Raw genomic sequence first — 15,313 nt, forward strand, 5'->3', positions numbered from 1 at the left:
CCGCCCGCCAGTCCCGAGTCGCCGGAACCCAGCGACGCGAGGGAGGATGGAACCATGCACCTCTCCGATGCCCCGCTGCTGCGCGCCCTCCGAGGCGACCGACCCGACCGCGCCCCGGTCTGGTTCATGCGCCAGGCGGGTCGTTCCCTTCCCGAATACCGCGAACTGCGTGTCGGCACGCGGATGCTGGATGCCTGCCTCGACCCCGAGCTGGCCTCCGAGATCACGCTCCAGCCCGTCCGCCGGCACCACGTCGACGCCGCGATCTTCTTCAGCGACATCGTCGTGCCCCTGCGCCTGGCCGGGGTCGAGGTCGAGATCGAACCGGGCCGGGGCCCTGTTTTCGCGAACCCCGTTCGCAGCGCCGCGGATGTCGCCCGCCTGACCACGATCGACCCCGCCGAGGTGGCCGCGGCATCCGGTTCCGTGACCGAGGCGATCGGCCGTGTCACCGACGAACTCGGCGCGACACCGCTGATCGGTTTCGCGGGCGCGCCCTTCACCCTCGCGGCCTATCTGGTCGAGGGCGGCCCATCGAAAGAGCACATGCGGGCGCGCGCCATGATGCACGCGGACCCGTCCTCGTGGCACGCGCTCGCGGACTGGCTCGGCCGGGTCGCCGGGGTGTTCCTCGACGTGCAGGTTCGCGCTGGAGCATCCGCCGTTCAGCTCTTCGACTCGTGGGCGGGCTCGCTCTCGCGGGCCGACTATCGCGCGTTCGCGGCACCCCACTCGCGCACGGCGGTCTCGGCGGTCGCCGGTCGGGTGCCGATCATCCACTTCGGCGTCGGCACCGGGCCGATCCTCGACGACATGCGCCTGGGCGGTCTCGCCGACGCGGTCGGCGTGGACTGGCGAACGACCCTCGACGACGCCGCCCGCGTCCTCGGGCCCGACGTCACGGTGCAGGGCAACATCGATCCGGCCCTGCTGCAGGCGCCGTGGCCGGTGCTCGAGGCCCACGTGCGCGATGTGCTCGAGCGCGGCCGTGCCGCCCGCGCGCATGTTCTGAATCTCGGTCACGGCGTCACGCCCGAAACCGATCCCGACGTGCTGACCCGCATCGTGCGGTTGGCTCACGGGGAGGACGAGTGAGCTCAGGCGCCTCGGCACCGTTCTCGGCCGAACTGATCGAAAAAGCCCGCGACACGCGGGTCGTGGTGATCGGCGGGGGGATCGCGGGCCTGCTCGCGGCGTGGGAGTGCGCGCGGATCGGGATGGATGTCACGGTGCTCGAGGCCGCGTCGCGTCCCGGAGGAGCCATCCGAGGCGCGAGCGTCGGAGGGCTGACGCTCGACGTCGGAGCGGAGAGCTACGCCACACGCGGCGGGCACGTGCGACGCCTGATCGACGAGCTGGGTCTGGGCTCGGATGTCGTCGCACCGAGCGGTGGACGGGCATGGCTCGCGGGGATCCCCGGTGTGCCGGGAGGCGCGGCGCCGCTGCCCGCGGGCGGAGTCCTGGGCATTCCCGCGAACCCGTTCGATCCGGATGTCCGCCGCATCATCGGATGGGGTGGCACCTGGCGGGCGTATCTCGACCGCCTGCGCCCCGTGCTGACGATCGGTCACACGCACAGCCTCGGCGCCCTGGTCTCGACACGCATGGGCACTCGCGTACTCGATCGTCTCGTCGCACCCGTCGTGCAGGGCGTCTATTCCGCGTTGCCCGCCGACATCGACGTCGATCTCGCGGCTCCCGGCCTGAATGCCGCGCTCACCCGCGCGGGATCGCTGAGCGGTGCCGTTTCCGTGCTGAGCGCCGAACGCGCGACGAAGGCCCCCGGTGGAGCGGTCGAGGGGATCCGCGGCGGCATGACGCGGCTCGTCGAGGGGCTCCTGGCGCGCCTGCACGAGCTGGGGGCGACGATCCTGACGGATACGCGTGTGGCCGCGTTCGGCCGGGGCGCGGATGACTGGCAGGTCGAACTCGCCCGGGGCGCCGACCCGCGCGCGGACGGACGCGAAGACCTTGCGGCGGACGCCGTGATCGTCGCGACGGACGAGCGGATGGCGCGGGCGCTGCTGCGCGCATCCGTGCCCGGCCTCGACCCCGCCCTCGACGGCGCCAGCGACGCGCGGCCCAGCGACGGCACTGCCCCCGAGATCGAGGTCGTGTCGCTCGTCGTGGACGCCACGGCTCTCGACGCCAGGCCCCGCGGCTCCGGTGTGCTCACGGTCCCCGGGTCGTACACGGCAAAGGCACTCACCCACGCGACCGCGAAGTGGGCCTGGCTGGCCGAAACGGCGCGCACCATCGCCCCCCACCGCCACGTCGTGCGCGTGTCGTTCGGCAGCCAGGGTGAACCCGCGGCCACGGCGGAACTCAGCGACGAGGAGGCCGCCGCACTCGCCCTGACCGAGGCATCCGCTCTTCTCGGCGTTCCGTTGAGCCCGAGCCAGCTGGCCGGCGCACACCGCGAGCGCTACACCCAGAGTCAGCCCGCATCGGTCATCGGGCGCGAGGCGCAGACGGCGGCCGTCCGCGAACGCGTCGCGGCAGTCCCGGGCCTGGGTATCGTCGGCGCCTGGGTCTCGGGGACGGGCCTGGCACAGGTCGTGCCCGACGCGTTGACCGAGGGTGAACGCGTCCGAACCGCTCTCTTGTGGGACCGACGGCCCTGATGTCAACCCGGATGCCGAATTTGGCATACGGGGCTAACCTAGAGAATCGAACCGAAGATCTAACAGCGTAGCGACGAGTGTGAGGAGACCCCTATGCGGGGCAAAGTGGGACTCGTGATCGGCTTGGCGGCGGGGTACGTCCTCGGCGCCCGCGCGGGACGTGAGCGGTACGAACAGATCAAGGAACAGGCCCTCAAGGTGTGGAACCTCGACCCCGTGCAGAAGCAGGTCGACCGGGCCAAGGACTTCGCGACGTCCACCGCCATGGCGGTCCCCGGCGCAGTGTGGAACGGTGCGGTCAAGGTGACGCGCGCGGTACAGGGCAAGGATGCCACGCCGGGTCAGCGACTCGATGCGGCGATCAAAGCCGGCAAGGACGGCTCGGAAGACGTGGCCAAGGCCGCCGAGCGTTCGGTCGCCAACATCGAGAAGAAGATCGACGACGCGGCGTCCACCGAAGACGCCAAGAAGAGCTGACGATGGCATCCCCGCGAGGAATGCGAGACGGTTTCCTGAAAGACCGTGCGGACGACAGTCTGCTGACGCTCGTCGGCGACGTTCCCGAGCTCGTCCGCAACCTGGTCATCGCCGAGGTCGATCAGGCCAAATCGTGGCTCGCGAAGACCGCCAAGGACTACGGGATCGGTGCGGGGTGGCTCGTGGTTGCCCTGGCGGTGCTGTTCTGGAGCATCCCCGTATTCGGAACCGCGGCCATCGCCGGGCTCGCCACGGTGTGGCCCGTCTGGCTCTCGGCGCTGGTCATCGGCGTCGGCTTGCTCGTCATCGTCGCCGTGCTGGCCCTGCTCGGCGTCGCGCGGTTCAAACGCGCGTCTCGACGGCAGAGTCCGATCGGGGCCGTGAAAGAGGACTTCGACATCGTCCGGGAGGTTCGTGATGAGTTCTGACGCCCTGGAATCGAACCGGGGACGCTCGCCGCGCCCCGACAGCCTGCTCGTGCCGTTGCCCCGTACGCTCGTCCCTCAGCTCGGTGATCCCGTCGCGCAGGCTCGAGCCGAACTCAAGGCCGCGCTCGCCGCGATCGAAGAGAAGGCCAACCTGCCCAAGCGCGCCGCGCGTTGGACGGACAAAGCCGCGCACCGCGCCCGGACTTTCGCCCACGCGCGTCCCGTACAGGCGGCCGCCATCGCCGTCGGCGCGGCAGCCGTCGTGGGGCTCGCTGTCTGGGAGGGCGTGCGCCTGTATACGGCGCCCCGTCGCTGATCGGCCAGGTTTGGCCGATCAGGTGCGCTGGGTGAGACTGGAAGCATGACCGAGAGTCACCCGCACCCGTCCCCCTCCGCCGAAGACACAGGCTCCGCCGAAGTCACAGCCCCCGCAGAAAACACGGCAGCCGCCGAAGGGGGCGAGAACCCCTCGGGCTTCACCCTGTGGGCCGTGTGGCGACGCGACCCCGATCGACCCGTCGCGGCGGTCGACGAGACCGAGCTGGAAGACATCGTCTCGCTCATCGAAGCGGGTGGCGTCACGGTGCGCGGCTTCTACGACGTCAGCGGCCTGCGGGCAGATGCCGACCTGATGGTCTGGCTGCATGGCGACACGGCCGAAGAACTCCAGCGTGACCTGCGCCGCCTCCGCCGCACGGAACTGCTGCGCAACCTGCTTCCGACCTGGAATGCGATGGGTGTCCACCGTGACGCCGAGTTCAACCGTCAGCACGTTCCCGGATTCTTGCGCGGTATCGGGCCCAAGGACTGGCTCTGCCTCTATCCGTTCGTCCGCAGCTACGAGTGGTACCTGCTGCCCGAGGCCGACCGGCGCCGCATGCTGGCCGAGCATGGACGACAGGGTGCCGCGTTCACGGGCGTGCTCGCGAACACCGTCGCCTCGTTCGCCCTCGGCGACTACGAGTGGTTGCTGCCGCTCGAGGCGGACGACGTGGTCGAGCTCGTGGACCTCATGCGCGACCTCCGCTCGACCGAGGCCCGCAGGCACGTCCGCGAAGAGGTGCCCTTCTACACGGGTCGTCGGCTCTCGCTCAGCGAGGTGCCCGAGGTCCTGCAGTGACGGATGCAGGGTGATCGCCCTGTCCGGAACGGAGGGAACCGGAACGCTGCGGCTGGGCACGCGACGCAGCGCCCTCGCGCTCGCCCAGTCCGGCCATGTCGCCGACGCGATCACGGCTGCCACCGGCATCTCGGTCGAACTCGTCCCCATCGTCTCCGAGGGCGACGTCACGCGCGCCCCTCTCGCGCAGCTGGGCGGGACGGGTGTCTTCGCGACGCGTCTGCGCGAGGCGCTCGCCGCGGGCGAGTGCGACCTGCTCGTCCACTCGTTGAAGGATCTCCCGACCGCCGAGGCGCCCGGCCTGCGGATCGCCGCGATGCCGCGCCGCGCGGACCCGAGGGACATCTCGGTCACGCGGGGCACGCTCCTGGCCGAGATCGGTGAAGCCGTCATCGGCACGGGTTCGCCCCGACGCCAGGCTCAACTAGGTCGCCGCGCACCGCGCGCCCGGGTTGCCGAGCTGCGGGGCAACGTCGATTCGCGACTTGCCCGCGTCCGCGACGGAGAACTCGACGGTGTCGTCCTCGCCGCCGCGGGGCTCACGCGATTGGGGCTGCTGGATGGTACCCCTCACGCAGACGGCGCGGAGGCCGTCTGGGGCACCGGGTCGGCCGACGGGCTGCTGCTCGAGCCGCTCGGGTTGGCCGAGTGGCCCACGGCGGCGGGTCAGGGTGCTCTCGCGATCGAGGTGCGCGCGGATGCATCGCCAGATCTCCTCGCGGCCATCGCCCCGCTCGAGGATCCGGCCACGCGCTTCGCCGTCACGATCGAGCGCTCGATCCTCGCCGGGATCGAGGCGGGTTGCCACGCTCCGGTCGGTGTGCACGCCAGCGTGACCGACGACGATGTGCGGGTTCGCGCCGTCGTCTACGCGCTGGACGGCGGACGCCGGGTGGGCCTCGATCACGCCGAGTCCCTGGCTAAGGGGTATATTCGACGAACGGGCGGCGGCGATGGCGCGAACGCCGCCGACAGCGCGGACCCGACCGTGCGAGCAGCGCTGATCGGGTCTGCGATCGCACGTCGACTCCTTGATGGTGGGGCAGCCGACTTGGTGTCACGAGAGTCTTCTACATGAATCCAGCAGCCGAGCATCCCGCGAAAGCGGTCAAACCCCTGAGCGGGTGGCGCGTGCTCGTCCCCCGGGGCGGACCCTGGGGCGATGGCGTCGCGGCGAGCCTGCGCTCGCAGGGCGCGACCCCGGTCGTGGCGCCGTTGATCAACTTCGCCCCGACCAGTGACCAGGCTTCGCTCGACGCGGCCCTCGCGGATCTGGTCGCGGGCGAGTTCGACTGGCTCACGGTCACGAGCGCCACCACGGTCGACGTCCTCTACGCCCACCGTGTGAGTATCCCGGTGACCACGCGCGTGGCCGCCGTCGGCGAGACGACCGCCGCCGCACTCGAGGCCGTCGGTTACCGCGTCGACCTCGTTCCGACGCAGGACAACTCCGCCGCGGGTATGGCGGACCAGCTGATCGCCCTCGAGCCGGAGCCGCGACGCATCCTGACGCTCCGCAGCGAGATCGCGAAGCCCGTCCTCACCCGCCGCCTGAGCGACGCGGGCCATCACGTGCGGAGTGTCGTGGCGTATCGCACGATCGGCGTGCCCGTGACAGAGCGCATCGCGCAGGATGTCGCCAGCGGCCGCATCAACGCGATCTTGGTGACGAGTGGCTCGGTCGCCGAACAGGTGCACCTGCAGTTCCCCGAGATCCCCGAGGGTACGGTCATCGCCGCGATCGGGCCGCGCACGGCGAAGGACGCGCGTCGCGCCGGGCTCGACGTCGATGTCGTGGCCGAGCAGCAGACGGTCTCTGCCCTGATCGATGCGGTTTCGCGGCTTGTGTTGCCGCATGCCGCCGACGAGTTCTCGCCGTGAGTTTTCCCGAACGCCGCCCCCGCCGTACCCGCCAGTCGCCCGCCCTGCGACGCCTCGTCCGCGAGACCCGTCTCGCGCCGTCGCAGCTCATCCTGCCGGTCTTCGTGCGCGAAGGCATCGCCGAGCCGCGAGCGATCGAGTCCATGCCGGGGGTCGTGCAACACACGCTCGACTCGTTGCGCGAGGCCGCCGTGGGTGCGGCATCCGCGGGCATCGGTGGCATCATGCTCTTCGGTGTTCCCGGAGTGCGGGATGCGGTGGGCTCGGGCGCCGACGATGAGCGCGGCATCCTCAACGTCGCGACACGAGCCGTCGTGCAAGAGGTGGGCGACGCGATCGTCGTCCAGACCGATCTCTGTCTCGACGAGTTCACCGACCACGGCCACTGCGGAGTCCTCGATGCGCGGGGACGGGTCGACAACGACGCCACGCTCGAGCGCTACGTATCGATGGCGTTGGCACAGGCGCGCGCGGGGTCCGCGATGCTCGGGCTGTCGGGCATGATGGACGGCCAGGTCGCCGCCGTCCGCGCGGGACTGGATGCCGCCGGGTTCACCGATACGACGCTGCTCGCGTACGCCGCCAAGTACGCGGGCTCGTTCTACGGGCCCTTCCGCGAGGCCGTCGACTCGCAGCTGAAGGGCGACCGCCGCACGTATCAACTGGACCCGGGCAACGCCCGCGAGGGTGTTCGCGAGGCGATCATCGATGTCGAAGAAGGCGCCGACGTCGTCATGGTCAAGCCCGCGCTGCCGTATCTCGACGTGCTCGCATCGGTGCGCGACGCCGTCGACGTGCCCGTCTGGGCGTACCAGGTGTCGGGTGAGTACGCGATGATCGCCGCCGCGGTAGCCCAGGGATGGATCGACGGCCGGGGCGCAACGATGGAGGCGCTGCTCGCCATCCGTCGCGCCGGTGCCGGTGCGATCCTGACCTATGCCGCCATCGAGGCCGCCGGGTGGCTGCGCCGCGACCTTGAGTGAGCGACGAGGATTAGTCCATGGATGATCGCAACACCCTGCTGTTCGACCGCGCCCGTTCGGTGATCCCGGGCGGCGTCAATTCTCCCGTCCGTGCGTATGGGTCGGTCGGCGGGGCGCCGCGATTCGTGGCATCCGCCCGCGGTGCGTACATCACCGACGCGGCCGGCCGCGAGTACGTGGACCTGGTCGCGTCCTGGGGTCCGGCGCTGCTCGGTCACGCGGCCCCCGAGGTCGTCGAAGCGGTACGGGATGCGGCGGGCCGTGGTCTGTCCTTCGGCGCGCCGACCGAGGCCGAGGTAGAGCTGGCCGAGCTGATCGCCGCGCGCGTGAGCGCGGGCGAGCACCGTCCCGTCGAGCGGGTGCGCCTGGTCTCGACGGGCACCGAGGCGACCATGACGGCGATCCGCCTCGCGCGGGGCGCGACCGGGCGTGACCTGCTGGTCAAGTTCGCGGGGCATTACCACGGCCACTCGGACGGGCTGCTGGCATCCGCCGGTTCGGGCCTGGCGACGCTGGGCCTGCCGGGGTCCGCGGGTGTCCCGGCGCCGATCGCCGCGCAGACGCTCGTCGTCCCCTACAACGACCTCGACGCGGTACGCGAGGTCTTCGCGGTACACGGCGACCGCATCGCCGCCGTCATCGTCGAGGCGGCTGCCGCCAACATGGGTGTTGTCGCACCGCTCCCCGGCTTCAATGCCGGCCTCGCCGAGATCGTCCACGCCAACGGTTCGCTGTTGATCCTCGACGAGGTGCTCACCGGGTTCCGGGTCCACCCCGCGGGCTACTGGGGGCTGCAGCAGGCAGCGGGTGAGGCGTACACCCCCGATCTGTTCACCTTCGGAAAAGTCGTGGGCGGCGGCATGCCCCTCGCGGCCCTCGGCGGACGCGGCGACGTCATGCAGTTGCTCGCGCCGACGGGGCCCGTCTATCAGGCGGGCACGCTGTCGGGCAATCCGCTGTCGGTGGCGGCCGGGCTGGCGACGCTGCGCGCGGCAACCGCCGACGTCTACGCGCGGGTGGATGCCGCGGCATCCGTCGTCGCCGATGCCCTCGATGCGGCGTTCACGCAGGCGGGCGTCGCACACTCCGTCCCGCGTGCGGGGAGCCTGTTCGGTGTGGCATTCACCCCGGACGCACCGCACGACGACGACAGCGTGCACGCGCAGGAAGCGTGGCGCTATCCGGACTTCTTCCACGCGATGCTCGACGCCGGGGTCGCGCTGCCCCCGAGCGTGTTCGAGGCGTGGTTCCTCACGGCGGCGCACGACGAAGCGGCTCTCGGACGCATCGTGGATGCTCTCCCTGCCTCGGCTCGCGCGGCGGCAGCCGCATCTCGCGCATGACGAACGAAACCGCGCGGCGCATCGTGGTGCTCGCCGGGGGCGTCGGCGGATCGAAGTTCGCCGTCGGTCTGCGCACGCTCCTCGCGCGGTCCGAGCCGATGGCGGCGGTCACGGTCATTGCCAACACGGGTGATGACCTGTGGCTGACGGGCATCCGTCTGCAGCCGGACGTCGATTCGCTGCTCTACGCCCTGGCCGGTGTCAACGACGCCGAGCGGGGCTGGGGTCGCTCCGGTGAGAGCGAGCGCGTGTCGACCGAGCTGCGCGCCTGGAATGCCGGGTGGCCGTGGTTCACCCTCGGGGATCTGGACCTCGGGACGCACCTGGCCCGCACGGGTTGGCTGCGCGAGGGCGTCGGGGCCGTCGAGATCGTGCGTAGGCTCAGTGCGCGGTGGCCTCTCGGCGTCGAGATCCTGCCGATGACCGAGGCGGAGGTCGACACGATCGTCACCGTGCGTGACGGCGATGGGAAGCGAACGATGCATTTCCAGGAGTGGTGGACGTTGCACCGCGCTCGTCTCGAGCCCATCCGCTTCGCCAACCCCGGCATCGAGATGGCGTTGCCCGCTCCCGGCGTCACCGAAGCTATCGCGCGCGCCGACGTCGTGCTCGTGGCACCTTCGAACCCCGTGGTCTCGGTCGGTCCCATCCTGAGCGTGCCCGGTATCCGCGATGCGCTGCGGGACACGGGCGCACCGATCGTCGGGATCTCGCCCATCATCGGCGGCGCTGTCGTCCGGGGAATGGCGGACGTGTGCCTCGCGGCGGTGGGCGCGGAGTGCTCCGCGGCGGGAGTCGCCGCTGTCTACGGGGCGCGCTCGGCGGGCGGGATTCTCGATGCTTGGCTCGTGGCAGAGGAGGACAGCGCGACTCTGCCCTCCATCCGCGCTCTCGGCATCGCCGCGCGCGTCGCGCCGCTCTGGATGCACGACACCGACAGCTCAGCTCAGCTCGCGGCCGACGCGCTGGCGCTCGCGACCGACGTTTCGGGGCTCTGAGGCAGGAGAGCTGCCGTCCGCTCGCCCAGACCCAGCGTTCGCGCCGTCTCGAGATGCGCGGCCGTGTCGACGTCTCTCCGCAACGTCGAGCCGCGCGCGACGTTCAGCACCCGGCACCCGGCCGCCGCGTGACGATCGAGGGAGCCGACGCCGAAAGAGGTGACGAGATCGATTCCGCCCCGCGCCGTGACGAGTGTCGAGCCCGTACCCTCGGCATCCGGTACGACCGCTCGGTCGTGCGCTTCGGCGAGCGTGAGTGCCCGATCGAGGTCCTGCGGGCGCAAGGCCGGCAGGTCGCCGAGCAGCGCCGCGCGGGCTACGGCTCGATCAAGGGTGCGCGCGCCGTACGCGATCGCACCGTCCACACCACGCGGGCCATCCTCGCGGAGGACACTGATGCCCGAGATGCCCCCCAGTTCCTCCGAGAGGTGCGGGTCGTCGGTTACGACGATGACCTCGCGGACGTTACGCGCGGCGTAGGCGGCATGTACGGTGTCGAGGGCGACTGCTGCCGCCAGGCCATGCCGCCCGGCGGCATCGGGGCCGAGCCGGGACTTACCGAGAGCCGTGGGCTTGACCGGGATGATCACGGTCCAGCCCACGCCGCGAAACCGGGGCTTCACTCGCCGACTCTCGCCCGCAGTCGTGGGAGGATCTCGGTTCCGTAGCGACGGAGGAAGCCTTCTTGGTCGTGCCCCGGGTCGTGGAAGACCAGGTGCCGGAACCCGAGGTCGAGGTAGCGTTCAATCGCGGCGACGTGCTCGTCGGGATCGTCCGAGACGATGAAGCGTGACGCGGCGCGCTCGATCGGCAGGCTCGCGGCGAGGCGCTGCATCTCGATAGGGTCATCGACCCCCATCTTCTCTTCGGGCGAGAGTGCGAGAGGGGCCCAGAAGCGCGTGTTCTCGAGCGCCACCGAACGATCCGGGTTGAATGACACCTTGACTTCGATCAGGGTGTCGATGTCGTCGCGGGAGCGACCCGCCTTGGCCAGGCCGTCTTCGAGCGCGGGCAGCAGCGTCTCCGAGTAAAGCTCGGGTGCCTTTCCGCTCGTCGTGATGTATCCGTCGGCGATTCGTCCCGCGAGCCTGGTGGCCGCCGGCCCCGACGCACCGACGTATATCGGCACCGGACGTTCGGGCCGATCGTAGATGGTGGCATTCGACGTGGAATAGAAGCTTCCGTCGAAGCTCACGCGGTCCTCGGTCCACAGCCTCTGCATCAGGGTGATCGCTTCCTTCATCCGCTGGAAGCGCTCCGGTGCCTCCGGCCATTCGAAGCCCAGAGTCACCTCGTTGAGCGCTTCGCCCGTGCCGATGCCGAGCACGATCCGATCCGGATACAGGCAGCCGAGCGTCGCGAACGCCTGCGCCACGACCCCGGGGTGGTAGCGGAACGTCGGGGTGAGGACCGAGGTTCCCATCACGATGCGGGACGTGCGCGACCCGAGAGCCCCGAGCCACGGAATCGCCGCCGGGGCGTGTCCGCCGTCGTGCATCCAGGGCTGCAGGTGGTCGGAGACGAAAACGGAGTCGAATCCCACCTCTTCGGCGAGCACGCCGAATTCGAGCAGCTCCCGGGGGGCGAACTGCTCGGCGGATGCTTTGTACCCGAATCGAATCGGAATGGTCATGATCGTCCTTCCAGAAGTCCCACGGATGCGGGTTCGAAGTCGCCCGGTCCGATGCGGGCCAGGCGGTCGTGGAATGCCTGGACCGAGCCCGGCCAGAGCAGTGTGAGTCGACCGCTGCGTTCGTCGACGTACCAATTGCGACATCCCTCGGCGAGCCACGACGTCCCGACGCTGCGTTCGACGATCTCGCGTGTGTAGGCTCGCTCGGCCTCCGCTCGCACGCGCCGGGGGTGTCCTCCGCGTTCGGCGAGTGATCGCACGACGAAGGCCGCCTGTGCCTCAGCCATCAGCACAGCGGAGTTGTGACCGAGCGACGCGTTCGGACCATTCAGGACGTACAGATCGGGGAATCCTGCGACCACGGTCGATCCGAGTGACGTCATGCCATCGCTCCAGTGCTCGGCCAACGTCTGGCCAGCCTCACCCTCGACGAGGTCGGCGTAGGGCTGCTGAGTCGTCTCGAAGCCCGTGGCGAGCACCAGCGCGTCCACCTCATAGGCGTTGCCGTCGTCCGAGACGAGCGTGCGCCCCTCGACCGCTACGAGCGCGGACGGTTCGAGCGTGACCTCGCCGGCGTCGAGAGCCGGGTAGAAGTCGTCCGAGAGGAGAACGCGTTTGCATCCGAACGGGTATCGGGGGGTCAGTGCATCGCGGAGCGCGGCGTCACGGACTTGGGCCGCGAGGTGGGCGCGCGCGGCTTCGTGCGCGACAGCCGCGGCTCGTCGATCCCCCGATCGCGAGGCGAGGCGGGACTCTCCTTCGCGGTAGAGATCCGCGCGAAGGTCGGCCAACGCCCACGGGTCCGACGCCAAGCGGCGCTGCTGCTCCGTCGTGTAGATCTCGCCACCGCGCGGCAGGATCCATGCGGGAGTGCGCTGGAACAGCGTGACGGACGCACCCCGGCGGACGAGCTCGGGCACGAGCTGCACGGCGCTGGCCCCCGTGCCGACGACGGCGAAGCGCCGACCCGCGACGGCAACCGAGTGGTCCCAGCGCGCCGTATGCATGACCGGTCCCGGGAAGGACTCGATGCCCGACACGTCGGGCAGCCGCGGCTGAGTCAGGCGCCCGCAGGCCAGCACGAGCGACTGGGCCGTGATGGTCTGTGCCCCGGTGCGCCCCGTGTCGAGATGCCAGGCGTTTTCGCTCCAACGTGCTCGGCGGAGCGGGCTGTCGAAAACGGCCCGTGCAGTGATGCCCTGTTCTGCTGCGACGTCACGCAGATATTCCTGGATCTCGGACCCCGTCGCATACGTCTGTGACCAGTCGGGGCGGGGATGATCGGCGAAGCCGTACAGGTGGGCCGGCACGTCGCAACCGATTCCGGGGTAGGTGTTCTCACGCCACGTGCCCCCCACATCGCCCGCTCGCTCGAGCAGGATGAAGGATTCGCGGTTGGCCTTCTGCAGGGCGAGCGCCATGCCGATTCCGGCGAACCCGGCGCCGATGATGGCGACGTCGACATCGGTCATGCGTCGCCCCCGAGCGCTCCGCGGTAGTCGGTCGTACGTATCCGGAGCGGGCGGAACAACCCACGGGTGATCTGCTTCGCGCGCGCGATGGTCATCTGCTGCCCGTGCTCCGCCCCGGAACGGGGCAGCACGCGGCCATCGAGCAGGGTGCCGCCCAGATCGTCGGCGCCCGAACGGAGCAGGGCCTGCACCGTCTCATCGCCCACTCGCGTCCAGGGCACCTGGATGTGCGGGATTGAGGCGGACAGCATCAGGCGAGCGACCGCGAACACGGCGCGGTGCTCGTCGAGGGCCGCGCGTCCTGGCACGAGGGGGACACCGTGGCCAGGCAGCGGTATCGGCACGAATTCGGTGAAGCCGCCGGTGTCGGTCTGGACCGCGATGAGACGCCGCAGGTGCGCGATCCGTTCGCTCGCGGTCTCCACATGCCCATAGAACATCACGGAGGTCGAGCGCAACCCCGAGCGGTGGGCGGCGCTGATCACCTCGACCCAGCGTTCGATATCCAGGTCGTCGGGCGCGATTCGACGACGCACTCGTTCGCTCAGGATCTTCACTCCGGTGCCGGGAACTGTCCCGACTCCCGCGTCGCGCACCGCTTCACAGGCCGTTTCGAGCGTGAGTCCGGCGCGGCGCGCGAAGTCGTCGACGTCTGCCGGACGGAAAGCGTGCAGATGGATGTCGGGGGCCGCGGTCCTGATCGTACGGGCGATGTCGAGGTAGGCCTCGGGTGCCTCGTACGGGCCGACTTTGCCCTGGACGCAGATCTCGCTCGCCCCGAGCTCGCTCGCGTCGTGGGCGATCATGGCGAGCGCCGCGGCGTCGTAGGTGTCGGGCTCCTCTGCGAGAGCGGCGCGGAAGAGGCTCGATGAGACGTTTCGGTTGACGACGATGCTGACCGCTTCGCCCACCGTGAACTGGCGGAGCTGATCGGCCGTCTCGGCCAGTTCTTCGAGGGCCGGACCGTCCGATTCGAGGAGCCCGACCCACTCCTGGTCATCGAGTGACGCGGGGTCGCTCGCTGCGCGTTCGATCAGTCGTCGGATCGGGCGCCTGCCCGCGTGCGCCCGCGACGGCGCCTCGGCTTTCGCGCGCTCGTCGAGAGTATCGCCGTCCGTGACCGCGAGCCCGTCGTCGCCGGCGAGCGCGCGTGTCGCGGGAACGACCTCGTCGTCGAGCCAGGTGGTGGCGGCTCGCAGGTACTCGGGGTGCACGGTGAGACGCTCGCGGAGTCGATAGCCGAGGGCGGTCGTGCGGTCCGAGAGGTCGTCGACCTGGGGCCAGGGTCGCTCGGGGTTGACGTGATCGGCCGTCAGGGGCGAGACTCCACCCCAATCGTCTGCCCCCGCACGTACCAGCAGGTCGAACTCGTCGGGGTCCGAGAGGTTCGGGGGTACCTGGATTCGGGCGTCTGGCCCGAGCACCATCCGGGCGACCGCGACCGTGGCGACGTAATCGAGCAGGTCTGCGTCCGGGGCGTCCTGCATGGCGGTGCGCGGCTTGGCGCGGAAGTTCTGCACGATCACTTCTTGGATGTGGCCGTGTCGCTCGTGCGCTTCGCGGATCGCGATGAGGGATTCGGCGCGGTCGCGCAGGGTCTCGCCGATTCCCACGAGGATGCCGGTGGTGAAAGGCACACGTGCCACCCCGGCGTCCTCGATCACGCGCAGCCGGACGTCTGGGTCCTTGTCGGGTGACCCGTAGTGCACCATGCCGGGCTCCTCGAAGAGGCGGCGCGAGGTGGTCTCGAGCATCATCCCCATCGATGGTGCGGTCGGCCGCAACGCGCGCAGCTCATCGAGGGTCAGGACCCCCGGGTTGAGATGGGGCAGCAGGCCTGTCTCATCGCGCACGAGGCGCGCCATCGCGGCCACGTAGTCCAGCGTCGATGTGTAGCCGTTCTCGTCGAGCCATGTGCGCGCGGCGGGCCAGCGCGCCTCGGGTCGGTCGCCCAGCGTGAAGAGGGCCTCCTTGCAGCCGAGCGCCGCACCACGCCGCGCGACCGTCAGCACCTGCTCCGCCGACATGAAGAGCGGCTTGTGGGCGCGGGCCAGCTGGGTCGGCGTGTCGACGAACACGCAGTAATGGCAGCGATCCCTGCAGAGTGTCGTCAGGGGGATGAAGACTTTGCGGGAGTAGGTGATGATTCCGGGTCGGCCCGCTCGCCGAAGGCCCTCGTCCCGGCATGCCGTCGCGGCGTCGAGAAGCACGTCGAGCTCGGTGCCACGCGCCGCGAGCAGGCTCTCGGCGCCGTGACGATCGAGGCGCTGAGCCGTGCGGTGCTCCATTCGACCATCTTGGCATCTCGGGATCGGGCCCGTCGTGGTCCAGCGGTCCGTCGCGATGAGTCACAC

15 protein-coding genes are annotated in these 15,313 nt (G+C 70.2%); 11 read left to right on the top strand and 4 right to left on the bottom strand.

Annotation, left to right across the window (positions count from 1 at the left end):
* The first annotated feature begins 54 nt into the window (after window positions 1-54).
* The 11 genes from hemE (at window position 55) to cofD (ending at window position 9,854) form a co-directional block, all read left to right on the top strand.
* Window positions 55-1,095, top strand: a complete 1,041-nt coding sequence (hemE, locus tag C2868_RS14020) for a uroporphyrinogen decarboxylase (protein WP_100812736.1) — start codon at window positions 55-57, stop codon at window positions 1,093-1,095.
* A complete protein-coding gene (locus C2868_RS14025) occupies window positions 1,092-2,624 on the top strand; it encodes an NAD(P)/FAD-dependent oxidoreductase (protein ID WP_100812737.1) in 1,533 nt (510 codons plus the stop codon). The genes hemE and C2868_RS14025 overlap by 4 nt, the downstream gene beginning before the upstream one ends.
* 93 nt (window positions 2,625-2,717) lie before the next feature.
* Window positions 2,718-3,101, top strand: a complete 384-nt coding sequence (locus tag C2868_RS14030) for a hypothetical protein (RefSeq protein ID WP_100812738.1) — start codon at window positions 2,718-2,720, stop codon at window positions 3,099-3,101.
* A gap of 2 nt (window positions 3,102-3,103) precedes the next feature.
* The gene (locus C2868_RS14035; RefSeq protein WP_100812739.1) at window positions 3,104-3,529 is read left to right on the top strand and encodes a phage holin family protein; all 426 of its coding nucleotides are present in this window, start codon (window positions 3,104-3,106) and stop codon (window positions 3,527-3,529) included.
* Window positions 3,519-3,845 (top strand): hypothetical protein, encoded by a 327-nt coding sequence (locus C2868_RS14040; protein ID WP_232711384.1) that lies wholly within the window; start codon window positions 3,519-3,521, stop codon window positions 3,843-3,845. Before C2868_RS14035 ends, C2868_RS14040 begins: the two co-directional genes overlap by 11 nt.
* A gap of 45 nt (window positions 3,846-3,890) precedes the next feature.
* The gene (gene hemQ / locus C2868_RS14045) at window positions 3,891-4,649 is read left to right on the top strand and encodes a hydrogen peroxide-dependent heme synthase (RefSeq protein ID WP_100812740.1); all 759 of its coding nucleotides are present in this window, start codon (window positions 3,891-3,893) and stop codon (window positions 4,647-4,649) included.
* A gap of 10 nt (window positions 4,650-4,659) precedes the next feature.
* Complete coding sequence (hemC, locus tag C2868_RS14050; RefSeq protein WP_232711385.1) at window positions 4,660-5,727, top strand: hydroxymethylbilane synthase; 1,068 nt, start codon at window positions 4,660-4,662, stop codon at window positions 5,725-5,727.
* On the top strand, window positions 5,724-6,530 hold the full coding sequence (locus C2868_RS14055; RefSeq protein ID WP_100812741.1) for a uroporphyrinogen-III synthase: 807 nt from the start codon (window positions 5,724-5,726) through the stop codon (window positions 6,528-6,530). The genes hemC and C2868_RS14055 overlap by 4 nt, the downstream gene beginning before the upstream one ends.
* Window positions 6,527-7,513 (top strand): porphobilinogen synthase, encoded by a 987-nt coding sequence (gene hemB, locus C2868_RS14060; RefSeq protein ID WP_103663501.1) that lies wholly within the window; start codon window positions 6,527-6,529, stop codon window positions 7,511-7,513. The genes C2868_RS14055 and hemB overlap by 4 nt, the downstream gene beginning before the upstream one ends.
* 17 nt (window positions 7,514-7,530) lie before the next feature.
* Window positions 7,531-8,856, top strand: coding sequence for a glutamate-1-semialdehyde 2,1-aminomutase (gene hemL, locus C2868_RS14065; protein ID WP_100812743.1), 1,326 nt, complete (start codon window positions 7,531-7,533; stop codon window positions 8,854-8,856).
* On the top strand, window positions 8,853-9,854 hold the full coding sequence (gene cofD / locus C2868_RS14070) for a 2-phospho-L-lactate transferase (protein WP_100812744.1): 1,002 nt from the start codon (window positions 8,853-8,855) through the stop codon (window positions 9,852-9,854). Before hemL ends, cofD begins: the two co-directional genes overlap by 4 nt.
* On the opposite strand, the gene cofC is transcribed toward cofD, so the two are convergent.
* The 4 genes from cofC to cofG are packed head-to-tail and all read right to left on the bottom strand — an operon-like array spanning window position 9,803 to window position 15,247.
* Window positions 9,803-10,477, bottom strand: a complete 675-nt coding sequence (gene cofC, locus C2868_RS14075; protein WP_100812745.1) for a 2-phospho-L-lactate guanylyltransferase — start codon at window positions 10,475-10,477, stop codon at window positions 9,803-9,805. The two genes, cofD and cofC, sit on opposite strands and share 52 nt — an antisense overlap.
* Entirely contained in the window at window positions 10,474-11,487 is a 1,014-nt protein-coding gene (gene fgd, locus C2868_RS14080; protein WP_100812746.1) for a glucose-6-phosphate dehydrogenase (coenzyme-F420), read from the bottom strand. Before fgd ends, cofC begins: the two co-directional genes overlap by 4 nt.
* Window positions 11,484-12,959 (bottom strand): NAD(P)/FAD-dependent oxidoreductase, encoded by a 1,476-nt coding sequence (locus C2868_RS14085; RefSeq protein ID WP_100812747.1) that lies wholly within the window; start codon window positions 12,957-12,959, stop codon window positions 11,484-11,486. The genes fgd and C2868_RS14085 overlap by 4 nt, the downstream gene beginning before the upstream one ends.
* Entirely contained in the window at window positions 12,956-15,247 is a 2,292-nt protein-coding gene (gene cofG, locus C2868_RS14090; RefSeq protein ID WP_100812748.1) for a 7,8-didemethyl-8-hydroxy-5-deazariboflavin synthase CofG, read from the bottom strand. Before cofG ends, C2868_RS14085 begins: the two co-directional genes overlap by 4 nt.
* Window positions 15,248-15,313: the final 66 nt, after the last annotated feature.

Origin of the sequence: Microbacterium sp. CJ77 (genome assembly GCF_002911615.1) — a bacterium.
In the GTDB taxonomy this organism is placed as follows: domain Bacteria; phylum Actinomycetota; class Actinomycetes; order Actinomycetales; family Microbacteriaceae; genus Microbacterium.